This window comes from Citrobacter sp. CK194 (assembly GCF_030333395.1).
GTDB lineage: Bacteria > Pseudomonadota > Gammaproteobacteria > Enterobacterales > Enterobacteriaceae > Citrobacter_B > Citrobacter_B koseri.
Genome location: NZ_JAOWGA010000013.1, coordinates 437,843 through 451,649, shown reverse-complemented (window position 1 = coordinate 451,649; position 13,807 = coordinate 437,843). Strand labels below are relative to the sequence as shown.

At 54.8% G+C, this 13,807-nt stretch carries 14 protein-coding genes; 11 read left to right on the top strand and 3 right to left on the bottom strand.

Going from position 1 to position 13,807, the window contains the following annotated elements:
- Window positions 1-218: 218 nt before the first annotated feature.
- Both dpiA and dpiB read right to left on the bottom strand, forming a co-directional pair.
- Entirely contained in the window at window positions 219-896 is a 678-nt protein-coding gene (gene dpiA, locus OGX80_RS04875) for a two-component response regulator DpiA (RefSeq protein ID WP_012133367.1), read from the bottom strand.
- Complete coding sequence (gene dpiB, locus OGX80_RS04870; protein ID WP_012133368.1) at window positions 865-2,526, bottom strand: sensor histidine kinase DpiB; 1,662 nt, start codon at window positions 2,524-2,526, stop codon at window positions 865-867. Before dpiB ends, dpiA begins: the two co-directional genes overlap by 32 nt.
- 386 nt (window positions 2,527-2,912) lie before the next feature.
- On the opposite strand from dpiB, the gene citC reads away from it, so the two are divergent.
- From citC to uspG, 11 genes are all read left to right on the top strand, one after another.
- Window positions 2,913-3,989: a [citrate (pro-3S)-lyase] ligase gene (gene citC, locus OGX80_RS04865; RefSeq protein WP_012133369.1), complete on the top strand. Its 1,077-nt coding sequence runs from the start codon at window positions 2,913-2,915 to the stop codon at window positions 3,987-3,989.
- Window positions 3,986-4,282, top strand: a complete 297-nt coding sequence (citD, locus tag OGX80_RS04860; RefSeq protein WP_012133370.1) for a citrate lyase acyl carrier protein — start codon at window positions 3,986-3,988, stop codon at window positions 4,280-4,282. Before citC ends, citD begins: the two co-directional genes overlap by 4 nt.
- Entirely contained in the window at window positions 4,279-5,187 is a 909-nt protein-coding gene (locus tag OGX80_RS04855) for an aldolase/citrate lyase family protein (protein ID WP_024130551.1), read from the top strand. Before citD ends, OGX80_RS04855 begins: the two co-directional genes overlap by 4 nt.
- A gap of 9 nt (window positions 5,188-5,196) precedes the next feature.
- On the top strand, window positions 5,197-6,729 hold the full coding sequence (citF, locus tag OGX80_RS04850; RefSeq protein WP_115181856.1) for a citrate lyase subunit alpha: 1,533 nt from the start codon (window positions 5,197-5,199) through the stop codon (window positions 6,727-6,729).
- A 3-nt stretch (window positions 6,730-6,732) separates the two neighbouring features.
- The gene (gene citX / locus OGX80_RS04845; protein ID WP_058668754.1) at window positions 6,733-7,284 is read left to right on the top strand and encodes a citrate lyase holo-[acyl-carrier protein] synthase; all 552 of its coding nucleotides are present in this window, start codon (window positions 6,733-6,735) and stop codon (window positions 7,282-7,284) included.
- A complete protein-coding gene (gene citG, locus OGX80_RS04840; RefSeq protein WP_115181857.1) occupies window positions 7,256-8,164 on the top strand; it encodes a triphosphoribosyl-dephospho-CoA synthase CitG in 909 nt (302 codons plus the stop codon). Before citX ends, citG begins: the two co-directional genes overlap by 29 nt.
- Before the next feature lie 24 nt (window positions 8,165-8,188).
- A complete protein-coding gene (gene citT / locus OGX80_RS04835; RefSeq protein ID WP_012133375.1) occupies window positions 8,189-9,652 on the top strand; it encodes a citrate/succinate antiporter CitT in 1,464 nt (487 codons plus the stop codon).
- Window positions 9,653-9,780: 128 nt separating this feature from the next.
- The gene (gene rna, locus OGX80_RS04830) at window positions 9,781-10,587 is read left to right on the top strand and encodes a ribonuclease I (protein ID WP_012133376.1); all 807 of its coding nucleotides are present in this window, start codon (window positions 9,781-9,783) and stop codon (window positions 10,585-10,587) included.
- Window positions 10,588-10,805: 218 nt separating this feature from the next.
- Window positions 10,806-11,216, top strand: a complete 411-nt coding sequence (gene rnk / locus OGX80_RS04825; protein WP_012133377.1) for a nucleoside diphosphate kinase regulator — start codon at window positions 10,806-10,808, stop codon at window positions 11,214-11,216.
- A gap of 137 nt (window positions 11,217-11,353) precedes the next feature.
- Window positions 11,354-11,443: a small membrane protein YldA gene (gene yldA, locus OGX80_RS04820; protein WP_272917174.1), complete on the top strand. Its 90-nt coding sequence runs from the start codon at window positions 11,354-11,356 to the stop codon at window positions 11,441-11,443.
- 128 nt (window positions 11,444-11,571) lie between these two features.
- Window positions 11,572-12,000 (top strand): universal stress protein UspG, encoded by a 429-nt coding sequence (gene uspG / locus OGX80_RS04815; RefSeq protein ID WP_024130553.1) that lies wholly within the window; start codon window positions 11,572-11,574, stop codon window positions 11,998-12,000.
- Window positions 12,001-12,076: 76 nt separating this feature from the next.
- On the opposite strand, the gene ahpF is transcribed toward uspG, so the two are convergent.
- Window positions 12,077-13,642, bottom strand: a complete 1,566-nt coding sequence (gene ahpF, locus OGX80_RS04810) for an alkyl hydroperoxide reductase subunit F (protein ID WP_115181858.1) — start codon at window positions 13,640-13,642, stop codon at window positions 12,077-12,079.
- Window positions 13,643-13,807: the final 165 nt, after the last annotated feature.

The window sequence follows — 13,807 nt, the reverse complement described above, 5'->3', positions numbered from 1 at the left end:
AAAACTCCCCGTAGGCCCGGTAAGCACAGCGCCACCGGGCGATTGGCCGGGTGGCGGCGTAACGCCTTATCCGGCCTACAAATCTTACCCATAGGCCCGGTAAGCGCAGCGCCACCGGGCGATTCGCCGGATGGCGGCGTAACGCCTTACCCGGCCTACAAAACTTACCCGTAGGCCCGGTAAGCGCAGCGCCACCGGGCGATTGGTCAATCCCGAATTCAACCGTGGTAAATACGCTGCGGTCTGCCCACTTTTCCGTGAATAATCTCGGCAATAATCAAATGCTGACTGGCGCAATACTCCAGATACCGCCGGGATGTGGTACGGCTGATCGTCAACGCCTGCGCCACCGTCTCAGCCGTATGGCGCGTCGCTGGGTCGCTAAACAGCTTCAGCACGGCATTCAGCGTCAGAGCATCAATCCCGGTCGGCAAATCACCTTTTGGCTCCCCTCGCGCATAGGCATTAAACATCTCGTCAATCTGCCGCTGGCTGGCACTATCGTTACCCGCCAGCATACGCCGGCGTTGCTGATACCGCGTAAGCGTCTGCCCCAGGCGCTCATAGGCAATCGGCTTCACCAGATAATCAAACGCCCCCCAGCGCACCGCTTCGGAGACGGTTTCCATATCACTGGCGGCCGTGGTAAACACAATTCCGCCGGGATAGCGCGCCTGCATCAGTTCATGCAGTAGCGTGATGCCCTTCCCATCCGGCAGATAGTTATCCAACAGAATAAGCCCGGGTTTAAAACGTTCGATCATCATACGGGCCTGCGCCAGATTGCCCGCCAGCCATATCTGGCTGAAACCGGGAATATGGCGGATATATTCCGCATGCATTTCCGCCAGCAGCGTTTCATCCTCAACGATCAATAGGGTTAATGGTTCCGTCATCGTTTTTTTTCACTTTCGGAAGAAATAGAGAAAACAAGGTGCCACAGGGATCATTATCTTCCAGCGTAATCACCCCGCCACAGCGCCCCACATAACTTGCAATCAGATACAGCCCGATGCCATGTTCGCCTGGTTCATCGGTTCGGGTGCTGACACCCTGTTCAAATATTTTTTCGCGCAGAGATTCAGGAACGCCGCATCCCTGATCGGCAACTTCAATCACCACATCGTCCCCTTCGTCGCTCAAATAGAGTTCAACGACGTTATTCCCTTCCCGGGTACGCAAACTGGCTTCAAACGCGTTATCGAGAAGATTGCCGACAATCGCGGCAAATTCGGTGCTATCAAGCCCTTCCGGGAGTCGGTGCAGCTGACTCCCGGGTACGATCGTCATTTTTAGCCCCAGCTCCCGCGCCCGCTGGACTTTGCCGAACAGCAGACCGGCGACCTGGCGATCGGCAAACGCGCTGCGTAGACTATCGATCAGTTGCTGTTGCGCCTGCGACTCGCCCTGCACCATTTCCCTGACCCGATCATACTCTTTCATCTGGAGCAGACCGTTGAGCGTCGACATCCAGTTCAGGTGTTCATGACGCAGCGTTCTCAGGCTCTCCACATACTGTTTTATTTGCGTCAGTTGGGCGTTCAGGGTGGAAATTTCATCCTTGCTGCGAAAGCTGATGATCGCCCCCAGTAATTCATCCCCGGAGCGAATGGCCTCACGATTAGCAATAACGCTCAACCCATTGAAATTCGCCATCACATCCTGGCGTTTTTCCGCAATCTGCTGTGTGAAGAAGTCCGCAGGATTAACTACCGTCTCTATCGACTTACCCAGCCATTGCCGCCCCGGCGAACGCAGCCCCAGCATTTTTCGCGCGTTGCGGTTAATGGCAGTAATGTGCCCTTCCGGGTCGACCGCAATTAATCCTTCATACACTGAACTGAATAATGCCTCCTGCTGGCGCACAACGCGCGCAATCTGCTTTGGCTCCATCCCGAGCATCTGGCGGCGAATGTGGGCGGCGAAAAACCAGGAAAGCAGCATAAGCACCACCAGCAGCAGAACGAATACTCCCGCCATCGGCAGTAAAAAATCCAGTCGCCAGCTGTCAATTTTACTGACCAGATAACCGATGGAAACCACGCCGATCACGTTGCCATTGTCGTCAAATATCGGCGTTTTAGCGCGCATCGCCATACCAATAGACCCCTTGCCGGTGATGAAATAGCTCTCACCGTTCTCCAGCGCGCCGGGTTTCGTGAACTGCATCGGATAACCAATTTTTTCCGGGTTAGGATGGTAGAGGCGAATCGAGTTTTTGTCGCCGATGACCACATAATCAAAATCGGTGTCGCTTTGTAGTTTATCCGCGATGGTCGCCAGCCGCCTGTAATCCCGGTGTTTCACGGCCGTGATGATACTGTCGTTAGAGGCGATAATTTTTGCCTGGTTCATCGCCATATCCCTGACATGCGATGCCAGATAGTCTTCAAAGCTGGCGGAAAAATAGCGGGCTAACGCGGCGATGATGAAAACAGAAACGACCAGAATGAGCAGAAAAATCCGCAGCGGGAACGCGAGTTGACGAAAAAAAAGAAACCGTTTTTTATTTTTTGGGTCGGGCATTGTTATTCCTTCGCTGGCGTAAGCGTCTCATTTCCCGTATATGTAATAAAAATGTTTTAACTTTCTGCTGTGCATTTAATAGCGATCGTTACAGATTCCCCACCTTAAATCAATTAAACAAATAAAACCCACCGCGCAATTTGCTATTAAATTAATTAAAAAACTTAAAACCATTAAACACATAAAAACCATCTAAGTGTTTGTGAAATAAATCAAAATTTACCACCAAAATACCCCTTACGATGTAGGCAACAGAGAGAAAAAGAAATACGTCGTAATAAAAACAACGACCGCTCCAATTGAAAACAAAACGTTATCAGGTTGCAACGACACACAACATACGCAAAAAACTGGCAACAAAATATATCATCAGGACGCTCAATACTATGTTCGGTAATAATGTATTCACGCAAGTGAAACGCTCAGAAAATAAAAAGATGGCGGTTATCACGCAATTTCTGAAAGAGAATGATTTAAGCGTAGATACCACCGTCGAAGTTTTTATTACCGTTACGCGCGATGATCGTCTTATTGCCTGCGGCGGTATTGCCGGAAATATCATTAAATGCGTTGCTATCTGCCAATCCGTGCGCGGCGAAGGGCTGGCGCTGACGCTGGCTACAGAGTTAATCAACCTCGCCTACGAAAGGCACTGTACGCACCTCTTCATCTACACCAAAACAGAATACGAAGCGCTCTTTAAACAGTGCGGCTTCTCAACGCTGGCTGATGTGCCTGGCGTGATGGTGCTCATGGAAAACAGCAATACGCGCCTGAAACGCTACGCTGAATCCTTAACGAAACTGCGTCATGACGGGAAAAAAATCGGCTGTATCGTCATGAACGCCAACCCCTTCACAAACGGGCATCGCTATCTGATCCAGCAGGCCGCCGCACAGTGCGACTGGCTGCATCTGTTCCTGGTAAAAGAGGATACGTCGCGTTTTCCGTACGAGGACAGGTTTGATCTGGTGATCAAAGGAACAACGGATATTCCACGCCTGACTGTGCATCGCGGTTCCGAGTACATCATCTCGCGTGCGACCTTTCCGTGCTACTTCATCAAAGAACAAAGCGTCATTAACCACTGTTACACCGAAATCGACCTGAAGATTTTCCGCCAGTACCTGGCGCCAGCATTGGGTGTAACACACCGTTTTGTCGGCACGGAACCGTTTTGCACCGTCACCTCCCAGTACAACCACGATATGCGCTACTGGCTGGAGACGCCAACGCTTCCCGCCCCACCCATCGAGCTGGTGGAAATTGAGCGGCTGTGTTTCCAGGAGATGCCGATTTCCGCCTCCTGGGTGCGCAAGCTGCTGGTTAAAAAAGATCTCACGGCTATCGCACCGCTGGTTCCCAACCCCACTCTGCACTATCTGCAAGGCATGGTTGAACGTAACCCGTCCAGCGCGGTAGTCCGCCAAAAGACCCCCGCATTAGAAACAGGTGAAAAATGAAAATAGACCAGGCTGCCGTCGCTGGCACACTTGAGTCCGGTGATGTGATGATTCGCATTGCTCCACTCGACACGCAGGATATTGACCTGCAAATCAACAGCAGCGTTGAAAAACAGTTTGGCGACGCCATTCGCGCCACCATTCTGGATGTGCTTGCCCGTTATAACGTCCGCGGCGTGCAATTAAATGTTGATGACAAAGGCGCGCTGGACTGCATTTTGCGTGCGCGGCTGGAAGCGTTACTGGCTCGCGCCAGCGGCATCCCCGCTCTGCCGTGGGAGGATCGCCAATGATTTCCGCCTCTCTGCAACAACGTAAATCCCGCACCCGCCGCAGCATGCTGTTCGTCCCCGGCGCAAATGCCGCGATGGTCAGCAACTCGTTTATCTACCCGGCCGATGCGCTGATGTTCGACCTGGAAGACTCCGTCGCACTACGTGAAAAAGATACCGCTCGCCGTCTGGTATATCACGCCCTGCAACACCCGCTGTACCGTGATGTGGAAACCATTGTCCGCGTTAATGCGCTGGATTCCGAATGGGGCATTAACGACCTTGAAGCGGTGGTTCGCGGCGGCGCTGACGTTGTCCGTTTGCCGAAAACCGACACCGCTCAGGATGTTACCGACATCGAGAAAGAGATCCTGCGCATTGAGCAAACCTGCGGCCGTGAACCCGGCAGCACCGGGCTGCTGGCCGCAATCGAGTCGCCGCTGGGCATTACCCGCGCCGTTGAAATCGCCCACGCCTCCGAACGTCTCATCGGGATCGCGCTGGGGGCGGAAGACTATGTGCGCAATCTGCGTACCGAACGTTCCCCGGAAGGCACCGAGCTGCTGTTTGCCCGCTGCTCCATTTTACAGGCGGCACGCTCCGCAGGCATTCAGGCGTTCGATACCGTCTATTCCGATGCCAATAACGAAGCGGGTTTCCTGCACGAAGCGTCACACATCAAACAGCTGGGTTTTGACGGCAAGTCCCTCATCAACCCACGCCAGATTGAACTGCTGCACAACCTGTATGCCCCGACGCTTAAAGAAGTCGCCCATGCGCGTCTGGTCGTGGAAGCCGCGGAAGCCGCCGCCCGTGAAGGCCGCGGCGTCGTCTCCCTGAACGGCAAAATGGTAGACAGCCCGGTGATTGAACGCGCCCGTCTGGTGCTCTCCCGTGCAGAACTTTCCGGCATTCGCGAAGAATAAGGCAAAAAAATGACGCAGAAAATCGAACAACTTCAACGACAAGAACGGGTAGCGGCCTGGAGTCGCCATGCCGAAAGCGAATTTTCCGCTTTTCAGAGCACTTCGAAACTGAATTTACAGGCGCAAAAACCGCGCGATAAAAAACTGTGCGCCACGCTTGAAGAAGCCATCCGCCGTTCTGGTTTACAGGATGGAATGACCATCTCTTTCCACCACGCTTTCCGTGGCGGCGACCTGACGATCAATCTGGTGATGGACACCATCGCCAGCATGGGCTTTAAAAACCTGACGCTGGCCTCCAGTTCGCTGAGCGATTGCCACGCGCCACTGGTCGGGCATATTCGCCAGGGCGTCGTGAGCCGAATTTACACGTCTGGTCTGCGTGGCCCCCTGGCGGAAGAGATCTCCCGCGGATTGCTGGATGAGCCCGTACAAATCCACTCCCACGGCGGTCGAGTCCATCTGGTGCAAAGCGGTGAGCTCAATATCGATGTGGCCTTCCTCGGCGTGCCGTCCTGCGATCCGTTTGGCAACGCCAACGGCTACACCGGTAAAGCCTGCTGCGGTTCGCTGGGCTATGCGAAAGTGGATGCCGAAAACGCCCGCCAGGTTGTTCTGCTGACGGAAGCGCTGCTGCCGTATCCGCATAATCCAGCCAGTATCGCCCAGGATCAGGTGGATCTCATCGTGCAGATCGAACAGGTAGGCGACGCCGACAAAATTGGCGCAGATGCGACCCGTATGACCACCAACCCGCGTGAACTGTTAATTGCCCGCAGCGCGGCAGACGTGATTGTCAACTCAGGCTATTTCCAGGAAGGCTTCTCTCTGCAAACCGGAACCGGCGGCGCTTCTCTGGCAGTAACCCGTTTTCTGGAAGACAAAATGCGCAGCCGCGATATTCACGCGGATTTCGCGCTGGGCGGCATTACCGCCACGATTGTCGACCTGCATGAAAAAGGACTGATCCGCAAATTGCTGGACGTACAGAGCTTCGACCGTAACGCCGCAGAATCGCTGGCCCGCAACCCGAATCACATCGAAATCAGCGCCAACCAGTACGCCAACTGGGGTTCAAAAGGCGCATCGGTCGATCGTCTGGATGTCGTGGTGCTGAGCGCCCTGGAGGTGGATACCCAGTTCAACGTGAACGTGCTGACCGGTTCCGATGGCGTACTGCGCGGCGCGTCAGGCGGTCACTGCGATACCGCCGTTGCCGCCGCGCTGTCGATCATCGTCGCACCGCTGGTTCGCGGCCGCATCCCGACGCTGGTCGATAACGTGCTCACCTGCGTAACGCCTGGCTCCAGCGTCGACATTCTGGTGACCGACCACGGCATCGCCGTCAACCCGGCGCGCCCGGAGCTGGCGGAACGCCTGAAAGAAGCGGGAATGAAAGTGGTCTCCATTGAATGGCTGCGTGAACGTGCGCAGTTGCTCACCGGTCAACCTCGCGCCATTGAATATACCGATCGCGTCATCGCCGTAGTGCGTTACCGCGACGGTTCGGTCATTGACGTTGTTCATCAGGTGAAGGAATAAGCCATGCACCTGCTCCCTGAACAGGCCACTCGCCATGCGGTTTCCATTCCCGAGCTGCTCGTCAGCCGTGATGAGAGACAAGCGCGGCAACACGCCTGGCTGACGCGCCATCTCACTCCACTGGTCTCCTTTACCGTGGTGGCGCCCGGCCCGATTAAAGACAGCGAGCTTACTCGCCGAATCTTCAATCATGGCGTAACCGCCCTGCTCGCCGTGGCGAAAAAAGCAGGTTGGTCTGTCAGGGAGCAGGCTGCACTGGCCTCAGCCAGTGGGCCGGAAGGGTTCCTCGCCATTGAGGCACCGGCCCGCGGTCTCAAGCTCGCCACGATCGAGCTTGAGCATCAGCACCCGCTGGGACGTTTATGGGATATCGATGTGCTGACGCCGGAAGGCGACATTCTGTCCCGCCGTCATTTTTCGCTTCCTGCCCGCCGCTGCCTGTTGTGCGAGCAAAGCGCCGCTGAATGCGCCCGGGGGAAAACCCACGCGCTTTCCGACTTACTTATTCGCATGGAGGCGCTGCTGCATGATGCCGATTCCAGCCACATCAACTGATTCCGCCGCCATTCCTCAGACGCTGCTTGACGCCTACGCCCTGCTGGCGTGGCGCGCCATGCTGACTGAGGTCAATTTATCTCCCAAGCCGGGTCTGGTCGATCGCATTAACTGCGGCGCGCACAAAGACATGGCGCTGGAAGATTTCCATCGCAGCGCGCTGGCCATTCAGGGCTGGCTGCCGCGTTTTATCGAATATGGCGCGAGCTGCGCGCAGCTGCCGTCAGACGATGTACTGAAAGGGCTACGTCCATTAGGTATGGCCTGCGAAGCCGACATGTTTCGCGCCACTGCCGGCGTTAACACGCATAAAGGCAGCATATTTTCCCTGGGACTGCTGTGCGCCGCCATCGGACGCTTGCACCAGCAGCATTCCCCGATCACACCTGCAAACATCTGCTCGACCGCCGCAACATTTTGCCAGGGTCTGACCGAGCGTGAACTGCGACAGAACAATCAACAACTCACCGCAGGTCAACGCTTGTACCAACTGCTGGGGTTAACTGGCGCGCGCGGCGAAGCCGAAGCGGGTTACCCGTTAGTGATCCGCCATGCTTTACCACACTACCGCGCATTGCTGGCGCAGGGGCGCGACCCCGAGCTGGCGCTGCTCGACACCCTGCTGCTGCTGATCTCAATGAACGGCGACACCAACGTCGCATCACGCGGCGGCGCGGAAGGCCTGCGCTGGATACAACAGCAGGCGACAACATTATTACGGCAAGGAGGCATTCGTTCTCCTGCCGATCTTGAACATCTCCACCGGTTCGATCAGCAGTGCATTGCACGCAACCTCAGCCCTGGCGGCAGCGCCGACTTACTGATCGTCACCTGGTTTTTAGCACAAATTTCGCAAGTTAATCATTTACATAATTATTGAAAGATCCTTTTCGGAGAATCACTTATGTCTTTATCTAAAGATAATATATGGAAGTTATTGGCCCCATTAGTCGTTATGGGCATCATGTTTTTGATCCCCGTCCCGGACGGCATGCCCCCTCAGGCATGGCACTACTTCGCCGTTTTCGTGGCGATGATCGTCGGGATGATACTGGAGCCGATTCCGGCCACCGCGATCAGTTTTATCGCGGTGACCATTTGCGTTATCGGCAGCAACTATCTGTTATTTGATGCCTCAGAGCTGGCCGACCCGGCCTTTAACGCGGGCAAGCAGGCGCTGAAATGGGGGCTGGCGGGCTTCTCCAGCACCACCGTCTGGCTGGTGTTCGGCGCATTCATTTTCGCGCTGGGCTATGAAGTCACCGGTCTGGGCCGCCGTATTGCGCTCTTCCTGGTGAAATTCATGGGTAAACGCACCCTGACGCTGGGTTATGCCATTGTCATCATCGATATTCTGCTGGCGCCGTTTACACCGTCCAACACCGCGCGTACCGGCGGTACGGTATTCCCGGTAATCAAGAACCTGCCGCCGCTGTTTAAGTCGTTTCCAAACGATCCTTCCGCGCGCCGCATTGGCGGTTATTTGATGTGGATGATGGTCATCAGTACCAGCCTCAGTTCTTCCATGTTCGTGACCGGCGCGGCGCCTAACGTTCTGGGTCTGGAATTCGTCAGCAAAATTGCCGGTATTCAGATCAGCTGGTTGCAGTGGTTCCTGGGCTTCTTACCGGTAGGGATCATTCTGCTGATCGTCGCACCGTGGCTCTCTTACGTACTCTACAAACCCGAAGTGACCCACAGCGCCGAAGTTGCGGCATGGGCTGGCGAAGAGTTAAAAACGATGGGTACGCTGACCCGCAAAGAGATGACGCTGATCGGTCTGGTGTTGCTCAGCCTCGGACTGTGGGTATTTGGCGGTGAAGTGATTGATGCTACCGCTGTCGGCCTGCTGGCGGTATCCCTGATGCTGGCGCTGCACGTTGTGCCGTGGAAAGACATCACGCGTTATAACAGTGCGTGGAACACCCTTGTTAACCTCGCGACGCTGGTTGTCATGGCCAACGGTTTAACCCGTTCGGGCTTTATCGACTGGTTTGCTACCACAATGAGCGCCCATCTGGAAGGCTTCTCACCTAACGCAACGGTGATTGTGCTGGTACTGGTGTTCTACTTTGCTCACTACCTGTTCGCCAGCCTGTCCGCACATACCGCAACCATGCTGCCGGTCATTCTGGCGATAGGTAAAGGTATTCCAGGCGTTCCGATGGAGCAACTTTGTATTCTGCTGGTGCTGTCTATCGGTATCATGGGCTGCCTGACGCCGTATGCAACAGGGCCGGGGGTCATCATCTACGGCTGCGGCTATGTAAAATCCAAAGATTACTGGCGTCTCGGCGCGATCTTTGGGGTTATCTACATCACCATGCTGCTGGTGGTTGGCTGGCCGATTCTGGCGCTGTGGAACTAAACATCGGCACATAATGCCGGATGACGGCTAACGCGTTATCCCTCTCATGCCAGTCAGATAAACCTGACTGGCTTTTTTTATGGTTAAATAGGTGGTATTCAATATTTGTATGAGTTTCAGCATCCATCATGAAATCAACATGGCGTTATGGTTCTCTCCTGGCGGTATTCCTGCTTCCCCTCTTCAACGTTAACGCTGAGCCACTTCAGGCAAAACAGTACGCTGATTTTGACCGCTATGTGCTGGCGCTCTCCTGGCAAACCGGTTTTTGTCAAAGTCAGCATGAGCGCGATCATCGGGAACCCGAAGAGTGCCGTCAGCAGAAAGAGATTCCCAACAAAGCTGATTTTCTGACTGTCCACGGTCTGTGGCCAGGTCTGCCGGGATCGGTTGCCGCGCGTGGCGTGGACGAGCGCCGTTGGATGCGGTTTGGCTGCGCGACTCGTCCGATCCCCAATCTGCCGGAAGCGCGCGCCAGCCGTAAATGCGCCGCGCCTGAAACCGGCCTTTCACTGGAGAGCGCGGCAAAACTCAGCGCGGTCATGCCCGGAGCCGGTGGAAAATCCTGTCTGGAACGTTATGAATACGCCAAGCACGGTGCCTGCTTTGGATTTGATCCAGACGTTTATTTCGGCACAATGGTACGGCTGAACCATGAGATAAAACACAGCGCGCTGGGCGATTTTCTGGCCGCAAATTACGGGAAAAGGGTCAGCCGCGCCGCGTTTGACGCCGCCGTCGCCCAAAGCTGGGGGAAAGAAAACGTGAAGGCGGTGAAACTGAGTTGCCACGGGAACCCGGCTTATCTGACAGAAATACAGTTCTCGCTCAACGCCGCCAGGATTAACGATCCGCTTTCCGCTTCCTCGTTTATATCGCAACCCCATCCGGGCAATTGCGGGAAGCGGTTTGTGATTGACAAAGCGGGTTACTGAGGCAGCATACAAACTTGAGAACCATCACGGCTTGCGACTAAAATTTACGCAAAGACAACCGTATTGAGGATTTCCCCGAATGTGAGCTAAATCACTTCAAAGAAGGGGGAAGTCTCAGTATTATCATGAAAGCTAAACCCTCGCCGCCTGACGGTGAGGGTTTTCTTTTGGGATTATTTACCTGCGGCACTCGCAGCATCGACGACATGGAGTAACAAATGTCCAGACCAACTATTATCATCAACGACCTCGACGCCGAACGCATCGACCGCCTGTTGGAGCAGCCTGCGTTTGCTGGTTTACCCATTGCTGACGCATTAAATGCGGAGCTGGATCGCGCCCAGATGTGCTCGCCGGAAGCCATGCCGCACGACGTCGTCACCATGAACAGTCGGGTGAAATTCCGCAATCTCAGCGATGGCGAGATTCGCGTGCGCACGCTGGTGTATCCGGCGAATATGACCGACAGCAATACGCAGCTTTCCGTAATGGCGCCGGTGGGCGCGGCATTGCTGGGCCTGCGCGTCGGCGATACCATTCACTGGGACCTGCCTGGCGGGGCGTCCACTCACCTTGAAGTGCTGGAGCTTGAATATCAGCCTGAAGCAGCGGGCGACTACCTGCGCTAAACCATCTGGATAAGCGTTCACCCGTTTACACAGAGGATGCTCCCTGCATCCTCTTTCCGAAAATCACCCATTCCTCCTGGTTCACCCCCGTTCCCCGTCATCCAGAATTAATCCGTTTCATTGCCGCGAGTACGGTCATGAATGAGGCTCTTTTCATCACGCTGGCATTTCTTATTATGATGGCGATTATCGTCGTGGCCGTGCTTTACCTTGAGCGACGCTGGTAGCTTCTGGTCATAAGCATCAATCAGTCGTAAAGAAACGTTGTGATATGAAAAGTGCCGGGCAGATACCAGAAAGAAATATTATTATATGTTTGAATGAATTCAGTATTAGTTAACAGGGAGAAACGGGTATGTATAAGACAATCATTATGCCGGTTGATGTTTTCGAAATGGAACTTAGCGACAAGGCCGTGCGCCACGCAGAGTTTCTGGCGCAACAGGATGGCGTCATTCATCTGTTGCATGTTCTTCCGGGCTCCGCCAGCCTGAGTCTGCACCGCTTTGCCGCCGACGTTCGTCGTTTTGAGGAGCATTTGCAGCACGAAGCAGAGACTCGCCTGCAAACGATGGTGAGTCATTTCAGTATCGACCCTTCCCGGATTAAGCAGCACGTCCGCTTTGGTAACGTGCGGGATGTGGTGAACGAACTGGGCGAAGAGCTGAATGCGGACGTCGTGGTCATTGGCTCCCGCAATCCGTCTATCACCACGCATTTGCTGGGTTCTAACGCCTCCAGCGTTGTCCGCCATGCTACGTTGCCGGTGCTGGTTGTGCGGTAAATCGCACGGTTGTTGCATAAAAAAAGAGGCTGCCATTGGCAGCCTCTTGCATTGCAGGTGTAGTCTTACTTTCTTTTTATGCCGTCTTACTGCGGATCAGATAATCAAATGCGCTCAGAGAGGCTTTCGCGCCTTCGCCCGTCGCGATGATGATCTGTTTGTAAGGAACCGTGGTGCAGTCGCCTGCGGCGAATACGCCCTTCACGCTGGTTTCGCATCGGCCATCAATGATGATTTCGCCCATACGGTTACGCTCAATCGCGCCTTCCAGCCAGTTGGTGTTTGGCAGCAAGCCAATCTGTACGAAGATCCCGGACAGCGCAACGTTGTGGATGTCGCCGCTTACGCGATCGCGATATTCCAGCCCCGTCACTTTACTGCCGTCGCCTTTCACTTCCGTTGTCTGCGCGTTCAGAATAATGTCGACGTTTTTCAGGCTACGCACTTTATCTTGCAGAACCTGGTCGGCTTTCATTTCTGGCGCAAATTCCAGCAGCGTAACGTGCTCAACGATCCCCGCGAGGTCAATCGCCGCTTCCACGCCGGAGTTCCCCCCGCCGATCACCGCAACGCGTTTGCCTTTAAACAGCGGGCCGTCGCAGTGCGGGCAATAGGTTACGCCTTTCGTGCGGTACTGATCTTCGCCCGGCACGTTCATGTTGCGCCATTTGGCACCGGTGGCAATGATAATGCTGCGGGCTTTCAGCACCGCGCCGGAAGCGGTCTCAATCTGATGCAGGCCCCCTTCCGTTGCCGCCGGAAGCAGTTTGCTCGCGCTCTGGCTGTCGATCACGTCAACATCGTAATCATCAACGTGCGCTTTCAGTGCGCCAGCCAGCTTCTGCCCTTCCGTTTTTGGCACGGAAATATAGTTCTCGATATCAACAGTATCCAGCACCTGACCGCCAAAACGCTCGCCCATCAGACCGGTACGAATGCCTTTACGTGCGGAGTAAACTGCCGCTGCCGCCCCCGCCGGGCCGGAACCGACAATCAGTACGTCGTAAGCGTCACGCTTATTCAGCTCTTCCGCCGCCCGTTTTTCTGCGCCGGTATCCACTTTGGCGACGATTTCCGTCAGCGTCATACGTCCCTGACCGAATTCGTTACCGTTCAGGTACACAGCCGGAACGCCCATCACATTACGATCGGTGATTTCATTCTGGAATGTGCCGCCGTCAATCGCGGTATGTTTGATACGCGGGTTCAGCACCGCCATCAGGTTCAGCGCCTGTACGACGTCAGGGCAGTTGTGGCAGGAGAGCGAGTAATAAGTTTCAAACTCGAAATCGCCGTCGATATCGCGGATCTGCTCCAGCAGAGACTGCGCCTCTTTCGACGGATGGCCGCCAGTCCACAACAGCGCCAGCACCAGCGAGGTAAATTCATGCCCCAGCGGAGAACCCGCAAAGCGCGGCCCCTGGTCAGAACCCGGGTTTGCTATCAAGAAAGAAGGCTTGCGCACCGGCAGGCTGTTATCTTCTTTAAATGTGACTTTCTCTGACAGTTCAGCGACTTCAGCCAGCAGTTCCTTGATTTCTGCCGATTTAGCGCTGTCGTCCAGCGTGGCAATCAGCTCAACAGGCCTGGTCAGTTTCTCAAGATACGCTTTGAGCTGAGTTTTCATGTTAGTGTCGAGCATTATTCTTCCCTCTCTAAAAACATCATCATGCAAGTTGCCTTATACCGACAGCCTGAATGCGACTTGCATGATGGTGCTGGAAAAAACGGGTGCGACGCACCCGCTTAAGGATTAATTCGCCAGTATTTCGCGTTACAGGAAGGCGGCAAGCTTATGAATCCCCGG

Coding starts and splice junctions, on each gene's coding strand:
- dpiA (WP_012133367.1), bottom strand. CDS start 896: ATGACGGAACCATTAACCCTATTGATCGTTGAGGATGAAACGCTGCTG.
- dpiB (WP_012133368.1), bottom strand. CDS start 2,526: ATGCCCGACCCAAAAAATAAAAAACGGTTTCTTTTTTTTCGTCAACTC.
- citC (WP_012133369.1), top strand. CDS start 2,913: ATGTTCGGTAATAATGTATTCACGCAAGTGAAACGCTCAGAAAATAAA.
- citD (WP_012133370.1), top strand. CDS start 3,986: ATGAAAATAGACCAGGCTGCCGTCGCTGGCACACTTGAGTCCGGTGAT.
- OGX80_RS04855 (WP_024130551.1), top strand. CDS start 4,279: ATGATTTCCGCCTCTCTGCAACAACGTAAATCCCGCACCCGCCGCAGC.
- citF (WP_115181856.1), top strand. CDS start 5,197: ATGACGCAGAAAATCGAACAACTTCAACGACAAGAACGGGTAGCGGCC.
- citX (WP_058668754.1), top strand. CDS start 6,733: ATGCACCTGCTCCCTGAACAGGCCACTCGCCATGCGGTTTCCATTCCC.
- citG (WP_115181857.1), top strand. CDS start 7,256: ATGATGCCGATTCCAGCCACATCAACTGATTCCGCCGCCATTCCTCAG.
- citT (WP_012133375.1), top strand. CDS start 8,189: ATGTCTTTATCTAAAGATAATATATGGAAGTTATTGGCCCCATTAGTC.
- rna (WP_012133376.1), top strand. CDS start 9,781: ATGAAATCAACATGGCGTTATGGTTCTCTCCTGGCGGTATTCCTGCTT.
- rnk (WP_012133377.1), top strand. CDS start 10,806: ATGTCCAGACCAACTATTATCATCAACGACCTCGACGCCGAACGCATC.
- yldA (WP_272917174.1), top strand. CDS start 11,354: ATGAATGAGGCTCTTTTCATCACGCTGGCATTTCTTATTATGATGGCG.
- uspG (WP_024130553.1), top strand. CDS start 11,572: ATGTATAAGACAATCATTATGCCGGTTGATGTTTTCGAAATGGAACTT.
- ahpF (WP_115181858.1), bottom strand. CDS start 13,642: ATGCTCGACACTAACATGAAAACTCAGCTCAAAGCGTATCTTGAGAAA.